We start from the raw sequence: 15,224 nt of genomic DNA on the forward strand, positions 1-15,224 counted from the left end.
CGGCCGGTCAACGGCCCATGAGGCGGTGGAGCTCGGCGCGTGCCTCCGCGCTCTCCCTCCAGGCGCCGGTGTAGCTGCTGGTCACCATCACGGACCCGGGCTTCCTCGCCCCCCGGTGGGTCAGGCAGCCGTGTTCGGACCGGATGATGCACGCGGAGCCGACGGGCTTGAGGTGCTGGTCCAGGGCGGCCGTGACCTGCTGGGTCAGCTGCTCCTGTGTCTGGAGGCGCCGGGCGTAGACGTCCAGGACGCGCGGGAGCTTGGACAGGCCGGCGACCGGCTCCCCGGGGCGAGGCTGGTACGCGATGTCCGCGTGGCCGGTGAAGACCAGCATGTGGTGCTCGCAGAGGCTCGCGAAGGGGACGCCGGTGACGATGATGGGGCCGCCGTCGTGGTCCACGGGGAAGGTGCGGGCGAGGTGGACGGCCGGGTCCTCGCGGTACCCGGCGGTCATCTCCGCGAGGGCGCGCAGCACGCGGGCCGGGGTGTCGCGCAGGGCGGGGCTGTCGGGGTCCAGGCCGGTAGCGACCATCCAGGCCCGGAGGCCCTGGGCGTGTGCCTGGGCGGCCAGGGCGTGGTCGCCGGGGCGGACGGTGTAGCCGCGCGCGGTGGTGTCCTCGGCCGGCTCCGGGGCGAGGACATCGGCGGGCGCGTCGTCCTGGTCCCCGGGGAGGGTGGCCGCGGCCGGGGTGGTGTCGGTGCTGGTCATGATCATCGGCCCTTCTCGTCCCCCCACGCGTGCACGTGGAGGCGGGTGGTCAGGTTGAATCCGGCGGCGATGGCCGGGTCGGCGATCTGCGCGAGGCGGTTGCACAGGGCGGGGCTGTCGGTGCCTTCGGGCATGACCCACACCCGGGAGGGGTCCAGGGCGTGGGTGTCGGCGAAGGTGACGACCTCGGCGACGTCGGCGGGGTTCTGGCACACGAACTTGAACGCGGCCTTCCCGGTGGCGTGGAGCGCGGCCAGGGCCTCCGGGCGGATCCGCTTGGCCTCCGGGTCGCCGGCATGGGCGAGCTTGGGCGACACGTTGAAGCGGGTGATCCACTGGGCGGTGAGGGCGTCCGGCTCCTGGGTGCCGTTGGTCTCGACCTCGGTCTCCACCCCGGCGGCGCGCAGGGTGCCCAGCAGGGAGCGCCATCCGTCCTGTTGCTGGTGGAGGAGGGGTTCCCCGCCCGTGATGACGATGAGGTCCGGCAGTCCGTCCAGGGCCCGGGTGACGATGTCCTCGACGGTCGTGCGCGTGAGGGTGGCCCGGAGGTCGAAGCGGCGGGCGTCCCAGGTCTCCGGGGTGTCGCACCAGGTGCACGTCAGGTTGCAGCCGCCGAGGCGGATGAACGCGCAGCGGCGGCCGGTCGACGGGCCCTCTCCCTGGACGGTGGGCCCGAACACCTCCCGGACGACGAGGGTGTGGGCGAGGTCCAGCGTCACGGTGCTCACTGGGCGGTCCAGGTGGCGGCGTTGACGTGCGTCTCGCTGATCTTGACCTGGGTGACCTGGGCGCCGGGGGCATGGACGAGGTCGAACAGGGCGTCGCCGGCGACTCGGGCGATGAGGGCGGCCACGTTCTCGACGGTGGGCCACCCGGGGACCTGGTGGATCTTCATGCCGTACGGGGCGAGGACGGGCAGCAGCGGGTCGGCCGGGCCGAGCATGAGGCCGTGGTCCAGGTGCTCGTCGATCCAGCGGCGGAGCTGCCGCTTGAAGGGCCCGAACTCCACGACGAGGCCGCTGTCCAGGGCCGGGGCCTCGACGGTGACCTCGGCCCACCAGGAGTGGCCGTGGAGGGACTGGCACTTCCCGGGCAGGTGCGGGAGCCGGTGCCCGGTCTCGAAGTTGTGCCGGACGATCACGCCGTGGCTCATGCCTGGCCCCCTCGGGCGACGGTGTAGCGGGTGGTGGAGTTGTCGTGGCCGATGTCGTCGTGGACGCCGATGACGTCCAGGTGGACGGCGCGGAGGCGGTACTCGCCGCCCCAGGGCTCCCAGGCGGGGGCCACGTAGCCGTCCAGGTGGGCGAACAGGCGGTCGGCGATGTCCTCGTTGGTGGCGTCCTTGAAGACCTTGCGGGTCAGTTCGTGGATGCGGGTCTCCAGCGCGGCGTTCGTCTCCGCGAAGGAGGGGTAGCCGTGGCGGCCGACGGTGTCGTAGACGACGGTGACGGCGCCGGTGTGGGAGTGGGCGCGCAAGCCCATGGCCCGGTTGACGTTGGTGAAGTAGATGCCGAACGGGCCGACGTCCACGGTGCGCACCAGGCCCGGCGGGGCGGCGGGGACGGGGACGGTCTCGGGGGATGGCTCGGTCACGGGTTGCTCGCTTCCTGTCGGGCGGCCTGGATGCCGGCCGCGGCCCGGTAGAGGTTGGTGGTGGTGGCCTCCGCGAGGTACAGGTGGAGGCCGGGGGGCGCCGGCCGTGGCCCTCCCCGGGTGACGGGGTTGTGGGCGCCGGGCGGGATCTCGATCGGGCCGTGACGGGCCCGGATGTACTCCTCCGCGCGGCGCCATGCGACGGCGGCGAGCACGGTGGCGTCGGTGCGGTTGTAGGTGGCCCGGGTGGCGAGGGACATGGGGTTGATGTGGTGCGCGCGCACCAGGTCCCGGTGCTTGAGCAGGCCCTCCCGGTCGCGCATCATCAGGTTCGTCCACGTGCCGGTGGCCGCGTCGAACAGCTTGATCACGCCGAAGCGGAAGCCGGAGCCCCACGTCGAGGAGTCCACGGAGTAGAACGGGAACTCCCGCAGGGCGCGCCAGACGGTGAGCCCGAACCCGTGGAAGACCGCGCGGCCGTCAGCGATGCGGAAGGCTTTCGCGATCCAGGGCAGCACCTCCTTGACGGGGTTGCCGAGGAGCTTGCCGAGGGCGATGTACGTGTATCCCTCGTCGATGTACCGCTCCAGCCAGTGCCAGGGGTCGCCGGTGTGGAAGACGGGGATCGGCTCCAGGCCGTGGACGAGCTCCAGTTCCTTCTGGTTGCGCCACGTGGCCTCCGGGCCGCCGATGACGTCCAGGTTGGCGTACAGGGTGAGTTGACGGTCCCACTTCTGGCACCAGGCGGCGTAGTCCTCCAGGGTCAGGTGGATGCCCATGGTGCGCGCGGAGTGGGCGCCGGAGTCCCCGAAGATCATGTTGACCGGGGTGGCCAGCTTGTTGGTGAAGTCGCGCATGTCCTTCGGGCGCCAGAACGCGAAGGAGCACAGGGCCTTGAAGTCCTGGTCCAGGCCGAGGTGGACCGGGGCCGGGCTCATGCCGTGGCCGCCTTCGCGCGGCCGGCCTCGATCTCGTCCAGCAGGTGGCCGAGCTTGACCTCGTCGTCCTTGCCGGGGTGGGCGTCCAGGGCCAGGCGCCACCGGTCGAACATCTCCGCGTCCACGGCCATGTTGATCTTCGGGCGGAACACGTCTTCGTTGGGCTCGCCGTGGTGGTCCGCGAGCTGGACCACCTCGTCCGGCGGGGCGGTGAGCAGCGCGGTGATGTCCTCGACGTCCCGGGGGGTGTAGCCGGTGCCCTCCAGGTCGTCCAGGCCGGCGAGGAGTTCGGACAACGCCTCGTAGTCGTACGTGCCGAGGTCGGCGGCGCGGTTGTCCACGATGTTGATGCGGCGGGCGGTGTCCTCGTCGCAGGTGACGACCTCGCAGCGGGGGGCGGTCTCCCAGTCCGGGGAGTTGCCGCAGATGCCGCACGGCCGCTTGCCGCGCCCGGTCTTGACCTTGACGCCGCAGTCGCCGGGGCCGTGGGCGGCGAATGCCTGCATGGTGTGGTTGCCCGCGAGGACGATGAGCGGCCCGTTCTCGATCTCCCGGACCACGAGGGAGCGGTACTGCCCGTTCCGGCGCAGGCTCTCCACGATGGTCTCCACGTTGCCCCTCTTGGCGTTGCCGGGGAACGGGGTGAGCTGGTCCAGGGGGATGGCGGCCGTGCGGACGTAGGTGGCCTGGTCGGTCATGGGCGGGGGCTCCCTTGCTGGTGGTCGGGGGGACTCGAGGACGCGGGCGTGACCCGGTCGAGGAGGTACCGGAAGCGGGTGGCGTCATCGCCCGGGTTCGAGCACGAGGCGGTGAGGTCGTAGAACCGATCCCGGTCCTCCGGCGGCACGGTGAACCGCAGGACGGGCCACATGCCCTCGTCCTCCGGGTCGCGGTAGGTGTCGGCCAGCTCCTCCATGGAGGGGGGCGGGGCCAGCAGCCGCTCGACGTCGGCGTCCTGGTAGCCGGTGCCGCCGTAGTCCTCCTCCAGGAAGGACAGCAACTCGGCGAGGTCGTCCGGGTCGTAGGACCCGAGGTCCGCGGCCCGGTTGTCCACCAGGTTGATGCGGCGGGCGGTGTCCTCGTCGCAGACGACGACCTCGCAGCGCGCGGCCAGGGTCCAGGCCGGATCGTTTCCGCACACCCCGCACGGCTTGTGCCCGCAGTCGCCGGCGCCGTGGGCGTCCAGGGCCTGGGCGGTGTGGTTCCCGGCGAGGACGACGAGGGGGGAGCCGGGCAGCTCCCGGACGACGAGGGAGCGGTACTGCCCGTTCCGGCGCAGGCTCTCCAGGATCGCGCGGACGTCCCCGCGCTTGGCGTTGCCGGGGAACGGGGTGAGGTCGGACAGCGGCAGGAGCGCGGTCCGCACGTAGGTGGCCTGGGTCAATGCCGTCCCCTCTCGCGTGTTGGCAGCGCAAGAGGATAAGCGGAGGCTCAGCGGGCGCCCGGTGGACAGCCTCCGGCAGTGATCAGAAGGGGAGTTGACGGGGCGTCGGGGGTGAAGCGGAACGGGCCCGCCGGTGCGGTGGCGGGTTCCCCGTGGCGGGGCTCAGCGGGGGCGTGCCGCGCGTTTGGCGTCCCGCTCGGCCTGCCACTCGCGGAAGGTGCGCCCGGCCATGCGGCGCCGGAACTGCGGGATGTTGTTCGCGGGGATGCCGACCGGCGCGGGGCCGAGGACGGCCAGGAGGTCGCTCGCGTCCTGGGAGTGGTACCCGGCGGACAGGATGGCCGCCTCGTCCGGGAAGACGTCCGCGACCCGGTCGGTCGGCCGGATCAGGTGGTCCTCGTTCCCGCCGTACGAAAAGACGTAGCGGAAGTTCCTGGGCGGGGCGGGCTCGACCAGGCGCCGGAACCTGGACACCTCCTTGGTGTAGGCGTAGAAGTTCACCCCCGGCCGGAACGCGATCAGGCGCAGCCACATGGACAGGTACCGGTCGCTGAAGAAGTCGCCGGCATCGTGGATGCGGATCCAGCCGCCACGGTGGCGAGAGTGCGCGAGCTCGGCGGCCATCTGCCGCTGCCACCCGCCCGGGTTGTCCAGCACGTAGGCCAGGTTCTGCTGGTGGCGCTCGACCACCCCGGGGAAGTTGTAGGTCCCGTTCCTCGCGTAACAAGCCTGAGCGCAGACCCCAGCGGCCGGACAGGTCTTGACGACCCGTCCGTCCCACAAGCGCGTGGCCAGGGCCGGGATCGTCCAGTTCCAGATGTTCTCTTCCCGCAGCTCCGTGTTCTGGGTGAGCAGCCGGGGCGGCCGGCGAACGCGTCGGCGCAGGGCCGGCGCCTCGAGGACGTTGGCGCTCACGGCTGGTCGACCCCGGCGGCCTTGAGCAGCGCGGAGACGGTCACCACCCCGTCATGGGAGTGCCGGGAGTCCAGCAGGGCGGTCAGGGCACGCAGCGCGCGGAGCACGATCTCCGGGGCGCCCTCGGCCGGGAACAGCTCCCGGGCGGCGGCCACCAGGCGCGCGGCCTCGTCGCGGTCGGGGGGCAGGTAGGTCAGCGTCATGAGCACGTGGCCGGGCGGGGGCGGCAGCGGGGGCGAGGAGTCACCGGCCGCGGCCGTGGTGGTGCTGGTGCCGGTGGTGTCCGGGGCGCCGGGGGTCGCGGCCGGCGCCGTGGCGGTCGGCTGCTCCTCGGCGGGCGGCTCCTCCTCGGCCGCGGCCTCCTCGATGGCGTTGACGAGGTCGGCCAGGTCCTCGTCCGACCAGCCGGTTCCGCCGAGGTCGTCCAGGCCGCCGATGAGGTCCGCGAGGGCCTGTTCGTCGTACGTGCCCAGGTCGGAGGCCCGGTTGTCCACGAGGTTGATGCGGGTGGCGGTGTCGTCGTCGCAGTGGACGACCTCGCAGCGGGCGGACGGCTCCCACTCCTGGTTGCCGCACACCCCGCAGGGGCGTTCCTCGTCGCCGGCCTTGACGGTCATGCCGCAGTCGCCGGGGCCGTGGGCGGCGATGGCCTGGGTGGTGTGGTTCCCGGCGAGGACGACGTACCGGCCGGGCTCGGTCTCCCGGACCACGAGGGCCCGGTACTGGCCGTTCCTGGTGAGGCTGGTGAGGATCGCGCCGACGTCGCCCCGTTTCGCGTTGCCCGGGAAGGGGGTGAGCTGGGCGAGCGGGATCGTGTCGGTGCGGACGTAGGTGGCCTGGGTCATGGGCGTATCCCCTGGTCGCGGCGGATGAGCGGCGCAGAAGGATAGGGCAGGCGCGGGCAGGCGGGCCGTGGCCGGATCGGCAGCCTGTGAGGGGGGTGGGTGTCCAGGCATACGGCGAGGGGCCCGCACGCGGGTGCGTGCGGGCCCCTGGGGGTCGGGCTACTGCGGGCCGTCGGGCATGTACGTGACGGTGACGCGCTTACGGCGGGCGGAGAGGTAGATCGGGGTCCACAGGCCGACCGTGCACACGATCATGGTCCAGTGGAACCCGGCCGCGAGGCATCCCATCTTCTGGCGGGTCTTGATCTTCGGCACGGTGGGCGGCTCCTCGTCGCGGGTGGGCGCGGGAAGGCTCTCACCCGGTGCCGGTGTCCGGGGGCGGAACGGCACCAGGTCCACCGGGGAGTGTGATCACTCGGTCTGGCGTCCGGACAGACGGAAGGGGCGGCCGGTCGGCCGCCCCTCGGGGGTGGGCTACTTCGCGGGGTCGAAGAAGTCGTTCAGGAACGCCTCCAGGTCCATCTCCTCGTCGGCGGGCGGCTCCTCGACGGGGGCGGGCTGGACGGAGGCGAGCAGGGAGGCCAGGAAGTTCTGGGCGCCCATCGGGGCGCGCGGCTCCTCGGCGGCCGGGGGCTCCTCGGTGGGGGCGTCGGGGTCGATGAACTCGTGGAGGCCGTCGAACAGGGCGTCGGTCGGCTCCAGGTCGAACTTCACCGGGGGGTGGGGGCGGGTCATGGCCTTGAAGTTGGGGAAGGTGGGGGCTTCGAACTTGCGCTTCTCGATGCGCTTGACGGCGCGATGGGCGTCCTGGGCGGCGATGAGGTCCGGGCCGCTGTGGTGGTTGCGGGCCTTCGCGTCGGCGGCGCGGGCGGTGCGCTTCGCGGCGGCGAGGGCGCCGGCCTTGCCGGTGGCGTGCAGCTCCTCCAGGGTGGCGCGGACGGCGCGGGTGTGGGCGGTCTCCATCTGGCGGACGGTGCCGGTGCGCTCGGTGCGCACGGTGCGGCGGGTGCCGTACACGGTGACCGTGGTCTCGCGGTAGTCCATGGCGCTGCTCCCTGCCTGGTGGTGCGTGCTCCAACACCCACATGCTTGCAACATGAGGTTGCAATGTCAAGTTGCATGGATGGGGTGTCCGGGCAGGTCAGGCACGGGGAAGCCCGCACCGGGCGCGGGGCGCGGTGCGGGCGAGGGGCGGTCAGGGGCGCTCGACGGTCACCCACTCCCACGCGCGCCCGACCAGCTCGTCCGGGGCCGTCGGGTTGGTGATCACCATGCCTGCCGGGCCGGTGCTGATCTCCCGGACGGTGACGGGCTCCGGGGTGCTGGTGATCACGTCACCGGTCTTGAGGTCGTCGGCCTGGATCGTCTGCGTCGGCATGTCGGTCTCCTGGGGGTCGAGGACTAGCGGCGGCGGGTGTACGGGGGCAGTACGCGGTCGGCGGCGGCCACCAGGTCGACGGCACGGCGCTGCCCGGGGATGCGCGCGGCTTCCCGCAGCACGGCCGGGAGGACTTCCGCCGGCACGATGCGGACGCCGCAGACGGTCAGCTCCGCGACGGGCTGACCGCCGGGGCCGTGGAGGGGAGCGCCCTCGATCGCGGCGATAGCAGTAACGGGGACGCCGAGCGCGCGGGACACGGCCGCGGCCTCGTGCCGGGTGCTCGTGACGCGGTCGGTGACGTCATACCGGCCGTGCCACAGCCGGCCGTTGCTGACCGTCACGGGGAAGCGGCGCTTCATCATCTTCGGGTCAAAGAGGAACACGGCGCCGTTCGGGGAGATTGCGAGGCCGTCCACGTTCGCGTCGCCTTCCCCGGGCGGGAGGGCGAGGTCGTAGCGGAGCGTCCAGCCCTGGAGGGTGAGCGGGGCGAGGCGGGCGGCCGCGCGCTCCTCACCGACCGCTCCGGCCTCGTAGTTGCGGGCCTGACGGCCCGCGTGAGTCTCGATGTTCAGGAGGTCGGCAACACGGACGAGGGGGGTCCGGAGCTCGCGGACGCGGGCCCTCGCGGAGGCGCCGGCGCCGGTCCTCGGGCGGGCGCCGTAGCGGTGCCAGATCCACCAGGCGGCGACCAGGGCGAGGACGGTCAGGAGGGTCACGATCGGGTCCTTTCGTGGGGGCCCGGACACGGTGTCCGGGCAGGGGCGGACACCAGGGGGACGGGGTGTCCGCGCGGGGGTGTCGTCGCAGGTGGGACAGGGCGGACAGTGCCCGGACAGGGGGTGTCCGGGGCGGGTTGTTCGGGGTTGTCCTGGACAACCGGGGCGGACAGTGTCCGGGCACTGTCCGCCCTGGTGTCCGGTCAGTTGTCCGGGGTGTCCTCGGCGGCCGGGGCGTGCTGGCAGCGGAGGTCCCTGACCTCTTCCCAGCCGTAGCGGTCCGTCCAGGAGTAGCCGGTCGTCACGCTCACGGTCTTGCCGTTGGCGCGGGCGACCGTGCGCCACTGGCCCCGGATCTTCACCTGGTCGTCGCGGTGGACGTTGTCCTTGGAGTACCGGCCGAAGGTCCCGGCCTCCCGGGCGGCGTCGAGGACGGCGCGGTCGCCGGCGATCCGCTCGACCAGGACGGCGCGCTCTCCCTGGTACTGGCGCAGCAGCCGGGGGGAGTTGTGCTCGGACAGTCCGGCCATGCGGCGGTCCAGGGCGCGCAGCTCGGTCTCCAGGCGGTCGACGCGGCGCGCGGTGACGTCGGGGCGCTCCTTGTACGCCTCGGCGCGGCGGGAACCCTCGATCCGGGCGGGCATCCGCTCGGCCTCCTGGGCGGTCAGGGCCGACCGGATCGAGGTGTCCACCGAGCGCTCCAGCAGGTTGCGGTGTGCTCGCCCGCGCGGGCCGGGCATGACCGGCTGTCCCAGCGGCAGGTGCTCGACCATGGCGTCGGAGCGGCGGCGCAGGGCCTCGGCCTCCTGGGTCAGCTTCTCCTGCTTCGCTCCCAGGGCCTCGCGGCGGTCCTCCAGCCGCTCGTGCTGGGCCGCGCGCACCGTGGTGTTGTCGCGGACCTCCCCGTCGATCTCGACGGTCACCTCGTGCCCGGCGGCGCGCAGCTCGTCGGCCGCGGCCTCCATGGCGACGACGCGCGGGGCGCGGTCGCGGGACTGGGGGATGCCGTACTGCCGGAGGGAGCGGAACCAGCGGAACCCGTACCGCTTGAGGATGTCGCCGGTGCCGTCGCCCTTCTCGGTGTCGCCGTCCACGAGGGTGCCGTCGGGGGCGGTGTGGCTGATCACGATGGTTGCCATGGGTGGCGCCTTTCGTCGGTGCTGGGGTGCTCGGGCAGGTGACCGGGCCTGTCCGTCCGCCGGGGCGGACAGGCCCGGACACTGTCCGGACAAGGGGTCAGGGGCGCAGGTCGGCCACGAGGGCGGTCGCGTTGTCCGGGCGGTCACCGGCCCACGCCACGGCGGTGGTCACCAGGTCCTGGGCTGCCTCCCGGGGGGCGCCGACCAGGTACGTCGCCACGTCGGCGCGGTTGTCCTCGATCGGCTCGTACGCGCCGTCCGAGGCGAGCAGCAGGCGGCAGTTCTCGGCCGGGACGGTCACGGCCTCGATCGCGGGGTGCCTGTACTCGGCGGCCACCTGGGCGTCGTCGGCGCTGGACCCGAGGCAGGTGGTCACCCTGTGGCGGCTGCCGCCCTCCGGGTACATGTCGCACGGCGGGTACACGCGGCGGAGGTTGTGGTCGTTGGTCAGGAGCCGGGCGGTGCCCCGGACCAGGACGTACGCGCGGGGGTCACCGCACCAGGCCACGGTGAGGGGGCTGCCGGGGGCGGTGACTGCCACCACGGCGCAGGCCTTCGGCAGGTACCGCCGGGAGTAGGGGTGGACGTCCTCCCGTTCGGCGCGCAGGCGGGTGTGCACGGCGCGCAGGCCGGTCTCCGCGTCGCCGTGTCGGGCGGCGGTGCGGGCGAGGCGCGCGGCGGTCTCCCGGGTCCAGGCCCGTACGGAGGGGGTTGAGCCGATGCCGTCCAGCAGCACGTACGCGCGGGCGCCGGTGGGGGCGGTGTAGACGGCGGTGGCGTCGCACTGCTCGTCGCGTCCGCCGATGTTCTGGGCGGTGGCGTAGTTGCGCATTGGTCCTGCTCCGTTCGTGGTGGTGGGGCCGGGGCCGGGCCGCCCCGGGGTGGGGCGGCCCGGTGGGGGGTGGGTCAGCGGCGGTTGCAGGGGCGGGCGTTGTCCACCTCGACGGCGGCGGCCACGCGGCCGAAGTTGCGGTGGTGGTCCACCAGGACGGCCAGGTACGCGATGCGGGTGGTCTCGTCGGCGGGGCTGCTGGCGTCCAGGTCGTGGGCGGCCAGGGCGATCGCGGTCCGCAGGCGGCCCTCCTGGCGGGCGAGCTGGGTGCTCACGGGGTTGAGCTGGGGCAGCTCCACGGCGCGGCGGCTGATCGGGGCGGTGACGTAGTAGAAGACCTGGTCCGCGATGCCGGCGCGCGGGTTGTCGACGGCCAGGGCCATGCACTGCATGAGGGCCATCCCGGCCTCGATCGGGGTGGTGTTGGTGACCGTCACTCCGTCCATGACGGGGGCCTGGTCGGTCTCGAAGGCGACGGCGGCGGTGTCCAGGTGCTCGACCATCTGCATCAGGACGTCCTGGGCGGGGTGGAGGGCGGCGCGGCTGAGGATCACGTAGGCCAGGGCGCGGGCTCGGGAAGCGGCGTCGCGGGCGGCGGTGGTGGTGGTCATGGCAGTCCCTTCCGGGGCGGGCTTTGTGCCCCTCCCTCATGTCTCGATACTTGCACCCTCGTGTTGCAACGTCAAGTTGCAACAGTGGGCACACGGGTGACGTTCCGGAGGACGTCGCGCGGGGGCCCGGGTCAGCCGGTCATGCGCCCGGTGCCTCGACGCGGGCGAGGTGCTCGGCGATGAACGCGGCGGCCACCTCGCGCCGGTGAGCGAGCGTCAGCCGACGGGCCTCGTCGCGGTCCCCGCCCCACGCGGACAGGGCGCCGCACGCGCAGGTGGCCGCGCTGGTGCCGTCCCGCAGCATCCCGGCCCGGCCGCCGGGGCGGTTGAGCCCGGCAGCGCCGTAAGGGTCGCCGGCGGACGGCCGGTACCAGCCTTTCGGCTCGGTCGTGCGGGTGCGGTGGAGCTGGGCCAGGAGCCCCAGGCGGGCCGTCAGGGACAGGCGGAGCCGGTCCCCGTCCTCGACTACCAGGCCCCGCGCCCGCAGCCGTGCGGTGGTGAATGCGGGGATCTGCCACGTGAGGCCGGTGACCACCCGGCGGCCGTCCTTCTCCGCGTAGCGGGCGTGCCGGTCCCCGGCGATCAGGTCCAGGTCCAGGCGGGTCGTCGCGGACAGGTTGCCGACCGGCATCTCCGGCTCCAGGCTGATGGACCGCTCCGCGCGGACGACGCTGCCCTCCCCGGTGCCGAACAGGCGGCGGGTCCACGTGATGAGCGCGCCCCCGGCCGGGGTGAACTCGACCGCGTACTCCCGGCGGAGGGCCGTGGTCAGGAGCATCGTGGCGTGCCCCTCGCTCGCGGTGCCCTCGGTGACTCCGGTGGCGTGGTGGATGGTCTCTCGGTACACGGGTCCTCCTGTGGCGGTGCGGTGGGTGAGGGGCCGGGCGCGGGGTGCGCGCCCGGCGTGGAGGGCGGGGAAGGTTAGCCCCTGGCGCGCTGGAGGCGGCGGGGCCGGGCGCCCTGCCGCTCCCACCAGCCGCAGGCGCACAGTTCGCAGTCCTCCGGGCAGGCGCCGACCCAGCACGGGGGCACGTAACGGGGCTCGTCCAGGTCGAAGCCCTCCCCGGCCGGGACGGTGTCGACGTGCCGGGTGTAGCCGTCCAGCACGAGGGCCAGGCCCTGGGTGGTGACGGCGGCGTTCGTCTCCCCGGCCGGGAAGAAGTCGCCGGCCTCCGGGTCGTAGAACTCCGCGTGCAGGCGGGTCGCCCGGTGGCCCAGCGGCAGGACCACGCCCAGGAGGGCGCCGGTGGTGTCGCGGACCTCCCACCCCTGGACGGGGTCTTCGCCGATCCGCTCGTCGCCGAGCCACTTCCAGCCCTGGACCTGGGCGGCGGTCATGCGCACCAGGAGAACCGTTACGTCGCGGAACGTCATGCCGGTGGCGGTGGTGCCGGTGAAGCGGGACAGGGTGTGGGCGGTGACGGTGCGCACGGGGGTCCTCCTGGTGGGTGCTGGTGCGGTGGGGGGCGGGCCCCGTCGCCCTCCCCGGTGGGGGAGCGGCGGGGCCCGGGGGCGGTCAGCTGCGGGCGTGGGCCGGGCAGGCGTAGACCGGGCGGTAGTAGGTGGCCTGGGCGACCTTGACGAAGTCGTCGACGGTGGCGGGCTCGCCGCACGCGCGGTGCCCGAACTCGCTGGTGGTGCCCAGCTCCGGGCGCATCCGGCTGACGGGCACCCGGCGCCACGTGGCGGCGCACGTGCCGTGCGTGCGGTGCGGGACGCCGTTCGGGTCGGCGGTGGTCGCCTCCGGGTCGGCGGGCGCGGCCTCGGCGGTCGGGATGCCGGCCGAGTTGCAGTAGTGGGCGATCAGGCTCTGTCCCACGGCGATCACGGCGTCCTTCGGGGTCTCGCCGTTGCCGGTCCGCCGGTTGTACGCGGTCCGGATGGTGTCCAGGACCTCGTCCGAGGTGATGATCCGGCCGACCGTCTCCAGGTCGTGGCCCGGGTGCTCGCCCTCCGCGATCACGCGGGTCGTCAGTGCGGCGATCTCCGCGACGGCGTCCTCGGTGCAGGTAATCCGGATCGTGCGGCTCATGACCGTTCCCCTTCCTGGTCGGGCTGTCTGCCCTCCCTGACACCCCGATACTTGCACTCTCGTGTTGCAACGTCAAGTTGCAACGGGGCGAGGCGTGGGGCGTGTCGGGGTGGCTCCGGGGCCGCTCCCCGTCGGCCGGGTGCTCCTCCTCGACGGCGGCCGGCGCCTCGGCGCGCAGCGCGGCGACGACCTCCGCGTCCAGGCCGTGGAGGCGGACCTCCTCGTCCGTCGGGGCCCACCCCTGGGGGCGCTTGCGGCCGAGGCGGTACGTGATGCCGGCGACCCGCGCCCACGCGTCCCACAACCGGTCCTCCCACGCCTCGGCCGCCTGCCGCTGCTCGAACTCCGCGTACCAGCGCTCCCGCTCGACCGCGCGCCGCTCCTCGTCGGCCCGGAACGCTGCCGACCGGCGCGCGGCCTCCCGCCCTCCCAGGAGGGGGCGCAGCGGCAGGCCCTCCTTCTTGCGCGCCCGCTCGACGGGCTCCGGCCGGTGGAGGTCCCACACCAGCAGCGCGCGGCGGCCGTCCTCGGTCGGCTCGACGCGGGTCACCCCGTCCCGCTCGACGTCGGCGAGGAACCCGGCCGCGACCAGCGGGGGCAGGAGGGCCGCGGCCACCCGGCGGCCGGACCTGCCGGGGGCCACGCGGCGCGCGCTGCCGTCCTCGGCGCGCAGCAGCTCACCGGCCGCGGCCCACCGGACGGCGTCCGCGTGCCGGGTGGACCACCCCAGGCCCTTCGCCTGCTGCTCCTGCCGGTGCTGCTCCCGGTAGTCGACGGCCGGGGCCGGGATCTGGAGCTGCTCGGCGGGGGCGTGCGGGGTCGGCAGCTCCTCCCGGGGGGTCTCGCTCACCGGGAGGGGTGCGGGGGCGGCAGGCGCGGGCAGGCGGTCGCCGGCCGCGACGGCGGCGAGGTGCTGGAGTTGGTAGCCCATGCCTCCCAGACCGGCCAGGGGCGTGGAGGCGTGCGGCCAGACCTCCAGGGCGGCGGCGGTGTAGGTGGCTCCGGCCAGGATGACGACCTCGGCGGCCTGGTCCAGGCCGAGGGTGCGCGCCTGCTCGCGGAGCTGCTCGGGGGTGATGCTCCCGGCCTCGCCCATGCGCAGGTCGTAGGGGTCGATCACTCGGTCAAGGGGCGTGAGCCCGTACAGGGCGGACAGGACCAGGACCGTCCCGCCGTCGGCGGTCAGGGCGGCGGCGGCGCGGGCGCAGGCCCGGTGATAGCTGCCGGTGTAGAGCTGCCCGGCCGGGGCGGGGCGGTCCAGCTTGGCCGCGCCGCAGGGGATGACCACCACGGGGCCGGGAGCGGCCAGGGCGTCCTCGACGGCCGGGGCCTCGGTCGGCTCCTCGGCGGCCAGGGCGGCGGCGTGCTCGACGTGCTGCGCGAGGTTCCAGTAGACCCACTCCGGGTGGCGCGGCAGCGGGCGGTCGGCGTTCAGGGCGGCGATGTTCCGCTTCACGTCCTCGCGCATGTTCAGGTGGGCGCAGGCGTCCACGCGCATGTGCTCCAGGGGGGTGCGGACGTCGCGGTCGTAGCCGTACGGGCGCCACCGGACGCACGTCGTGCCCACGGACTGGACCACGCCCCCGTGGGCGTAGCGGGTGCGCGGGCCGGGCCGGTGCTCCGGCAGGCACTCGACGTGCACCCCGGGCACCAGGACGCCGGGGCGCATCACGATGCCGTCCACGCCGTCCCACAGCTCGGCCTCCTCGGCGGGCTCCTCCTCGACGACCGGGGCGGGCTCCTCAGCGGTGGCCGGGGTCTCCCGGACGCGGTCACCGGCGTTGGCGACGCTCGCCGTCGGGCGGTCGGTGCCGAAGTACCGGACCGACACCCGGAAGGGGAACGGACCCTCGGCGGTGCGCTCCTCGATCAGGTCCGCGTTCGCGGCCACCACCTCGTTCGCGTGGCGGGTGAGCAGCAGTACGTAGGTGTGCGTGCGCTCGCCGTTGGCGTAGTGGCCGGCGACTCGGAAGTCCTTCCCGGCGCCCTGGGTCAGGCCGAGGTGGCGCAGCTCGCGGGCGACGGCGACGGCCGGGGTGCGGGGGGCGGTCATCAGTGCCACGGGGGCTCCTTCGCTGGTGGGGTGGGGCGCGGGGGGCGTCCTCACACCCACATAATGACGACACCAC

At 73.8% G+C, this 15,224-nt stretch carries 19 protein-coding genes; all 19 read right to left on the minus strand.

Annotated elements, in window-relative coordinates; genetic code table 11:
- Positions 1 to 7: 7 nt before the first annotated feature.
- The 19 genes from folE to OG332_RS24135 all read right to left on the minus strand — a co-directional run bounded on the left by folE (position 8) and on the right by OG332_RS24135 (position 15,148).
- Complete coding sequence (folE, locus tag OG332_RS24045) at positions 8 to 709, minus strand: GTP cyclohydrolase I (RefSeq protein WP_327415413.1); 702 nt, start codon at positions 707 to 709, stop codon at positions 8 to 10.
- A gap of 2 nt (positions 710 to 711) precedes the next feature.
- The gene (locus tag OG332_RS24050; RefSeq protein WP_327415414.1) at positions 712 to 1,437 is read right to left on the minus strand and encodes a 7-carboxy-7-deazaguanine synthase QueE; all 726 of its coding nucleotides are present in this window, start codon (positions 1,435 to 1,437) and stop codon (positions 712 to 714) included.
- A complete protein-coding gene (locus OG332_RS24055) occupies positions 1,434 to 1,862 on the minus strand; it encodes a 6-pyruvoyl trahydropterin synthase family protein (RefSeq protein WP_327415415.1) in 429 nt (142 codons plus the stop codon). The genes OG332_RS24050 and OG332_RS24055 overlap by 4 nt, the downstream gene beginning before the upstream one ends.
- Positions 1,859 to 2,302 carry a hypothetical protein gene (locus OG332_RS24060; RefSeq protein WP_327415416.1) on the minus strand — a complete coding sequence of 148 codons (444 nt, stop codon included), beginning with the start codon at positions 2,300 to 2,302 and terminating at the stop codon, positions 1,859 to 1,861. The genes OG332_RS24055 and OG332_RS24060 overlap by 4 nt, the downstream gene beginning before the upstream one ends.
- The gene (locus OG332_RS24065) at positions 2,299 to 3,240 is read right to left on the minus strand and encodes a hypothetical protein (RefSeq protein WP_327415417.1); all 942 of its coding nucleotides are present in this window, start codon (positions 3,238 to 3,240) and stop codon (positions 2,299 to 2,301) included. The genes OG332_RS24060 and OG332_RS24065 overlap by 4 nt, the downstream gene beginning before the upstream one ends.
- Positions 3,237 to 3,938 carry a ParB/Srx family N-terminal domain-containing protein gene (locus tag OG332_RS24070; RefSeq protein WP_327415418.1) on the minus strand — a complete coding sequence of 234 codons (702 nt, stop codon included), beginning with the start codon at positions 3,936 to 3,938 and terminating at the stop codon, positions 3,237 to 3,239. Before OG332_RS24070 ends, OG332_RS24065 begins: the two co-directional genes overlap by 4 nt.
- Positions 3,935 to 4,624: a hypothetical protein gene (locus tag OG332_RS24075; RefSeq protein ID WP_327415419.1), complete on the minus strand. Its 690-nt coding sequence runs from the start codon at positions 4,622 to 4,624 to the stop codon at positions 3,935 to 3,937. The genes OG332_RS24070 and OG332_RS24075 overlap by 4 nt, the downstream gene beginning before the upstream one ends.
- A gap of 162 nt (positions 4,625 to 4,786) precedes the next feature.
- A complete protein-coding gene (locus OG332_RS24080) occupies positions 4,787 to 5,539 on the minus strand; it encodes a GP88 family protein (protein ID WP_327415420.1) in 753 nt (250 codons plus the stop codon).
- Positions 5,536 to 6,384 (minus strand): ParB/Srx family N-terminal domain-containing protein, encoded by an 849-nt coding sequence (locus OG332_RS24085; RefSeq protein WP_327415421.1) that lies wholly within the window; start codon positions 6,382 to 6,384, stop codon positions 5,536 to 5,538. The genes OG332_RS24080 and OG332_RS24085 overlap by 4 nt, the downstream gene beginning before the upstream one ends.
- A 159-nt stretch (positions 6,385 to 6,543) precedes the next feature.
- A complete protein-coding gene (locus OG332_RS24090; RefSeq protein WP_327415422.1) occupies positions 6,544 to 6,699 on the minus strand; it encodes a hypothetical protein in 156 nt (51 codons plus the stop codon).
- 159 nt (positions 6,700 to 6,858) lie between these two features.
- Complete coding sequence (locus tag OG332_RS24095) at positions 6,859 to 7,428, minus strand: hypothetical protein (RefSeq protein WP_327415423.1); 570 nt, start codon at positions 7,426 to 7,428, stop codon at positions 6,859 to 6,861.
- A gap of 151 nt (positions 7,429 to 7,579) precedes the next feature.
- The gene (locus OG332_RS24100; protein ID WP_327415424.1) at positions 7,580 to 7,762 is read right to left on the minus strand and encodes a hypothetical protein; all 183 of its coding nucleotides are present in this window, start codon (positions 7,760 to 7,762) and stop codon (positions 7,580 to 7,582) included.
- 23 nt (positions 7,763 to 7,785) lie between these two features.
- The gene (locus OG332_RS24105; RefSeq protein WP_327415425.1) at positions 7,786 to 8,481 is read right to left on the minus strand and encodes a nuclease-related domain-containing protein; all 696 of its coding nucleotides are present in this window, start codon (positions 8,479 to 8,481) and stop codon (positions 7,786 to 7,788) included.
- A gap of 203 nt (positions 8,482 to 8,684) precedes the next feature.
- Positions 8,685 to 9,620, minus strand: a complete 936-nt coding sequence (locus OG332_RS24110; RefSeq protein ID WP_327415426.1) for a DUF3560 domain-containing protein — start codon at positions 9,618 to 9,620, stop codon at positions 8,685 to 8,687.
- 97 nt (positions 9,621 to 9,717) lie between these two features.
- On the minus strand, positions 9,718 to 10,452 hold the full coding sequence (locus OG332_RS24115; RefSeq protein WP_327415427.1) for a mucin-2: 735 nt from the start codon (positions 10,450 to 10,452) through the stop codon (positions 9,718 to 9,720).
- A 74-nt stretch (positions 10,453 to 10,526) separates the two neighbouring features.
- Positions 10,527 to 11,063 carry a hypothetical protein gene (locus OG332_RS24120; protein ID WP_327415428.1) on the minus strand — a complete coding sequence of 179 codons (537 nt, stop codon included), beginning with the start codon at positions 11,061 to 11,063 and terminating at the stop codon, positions 10,527 to 10,529.
- 139 nt (positions 11,064 to 11,202) lie between these two features.
- Positions 11,203 to 11,910 carry a hypothetical protein gene (locus OG332_RS24125; protein ID WP_327415429.1) on the minus strand — a complete coding sequence of 236 codons (708 nt, stop codon included), beginning with the start codon at positions 11,908 to 11,910 and terminating at the stop codon, positions 11,203 to 11,205.
- Between the two features lie 74 nt (positions 11,911 to 11,984).
- Positions 11,985 to 12,494 carry a hypothetical protein gene (locus tag OG332_RS24130; protein WP_327415430.1) on the minus strand — a complete coding sequence of 170 codons (510 nt, stop codon included), beginning with the start codon at positions 12,492 to 12,494 and terminating at the stop codon, positions 11,985 to 11,987.
- Complete coding sequence (locus OG332_RS24135) at positions 12,434 to 15,148, minus strand: DUF6884 domain-containing protein (protein WP_327419356.1); 2,715 nt, start codon at positions 15,146 to 15,148, stop codon at positions 12,434 to 12,436. The genes OG332_RS24130 and OG332_RS24135 overlap by 61 nt, the downstream gene beginning before the upstream one ends.
- Between the last annotated feature and the right edge of the window lie 76 nt (positions 15,149 to 15,224).

Origin of the sequence: Streptomyces sp. NBC_01233, assembly GCF_035989305.1 — a bacterium.
Taxonomy (GTDB): Bacteria; Actinomycetota; Actinomycetes; order Streptomycetales; family Streptomycetaceae; genus Streptomyces.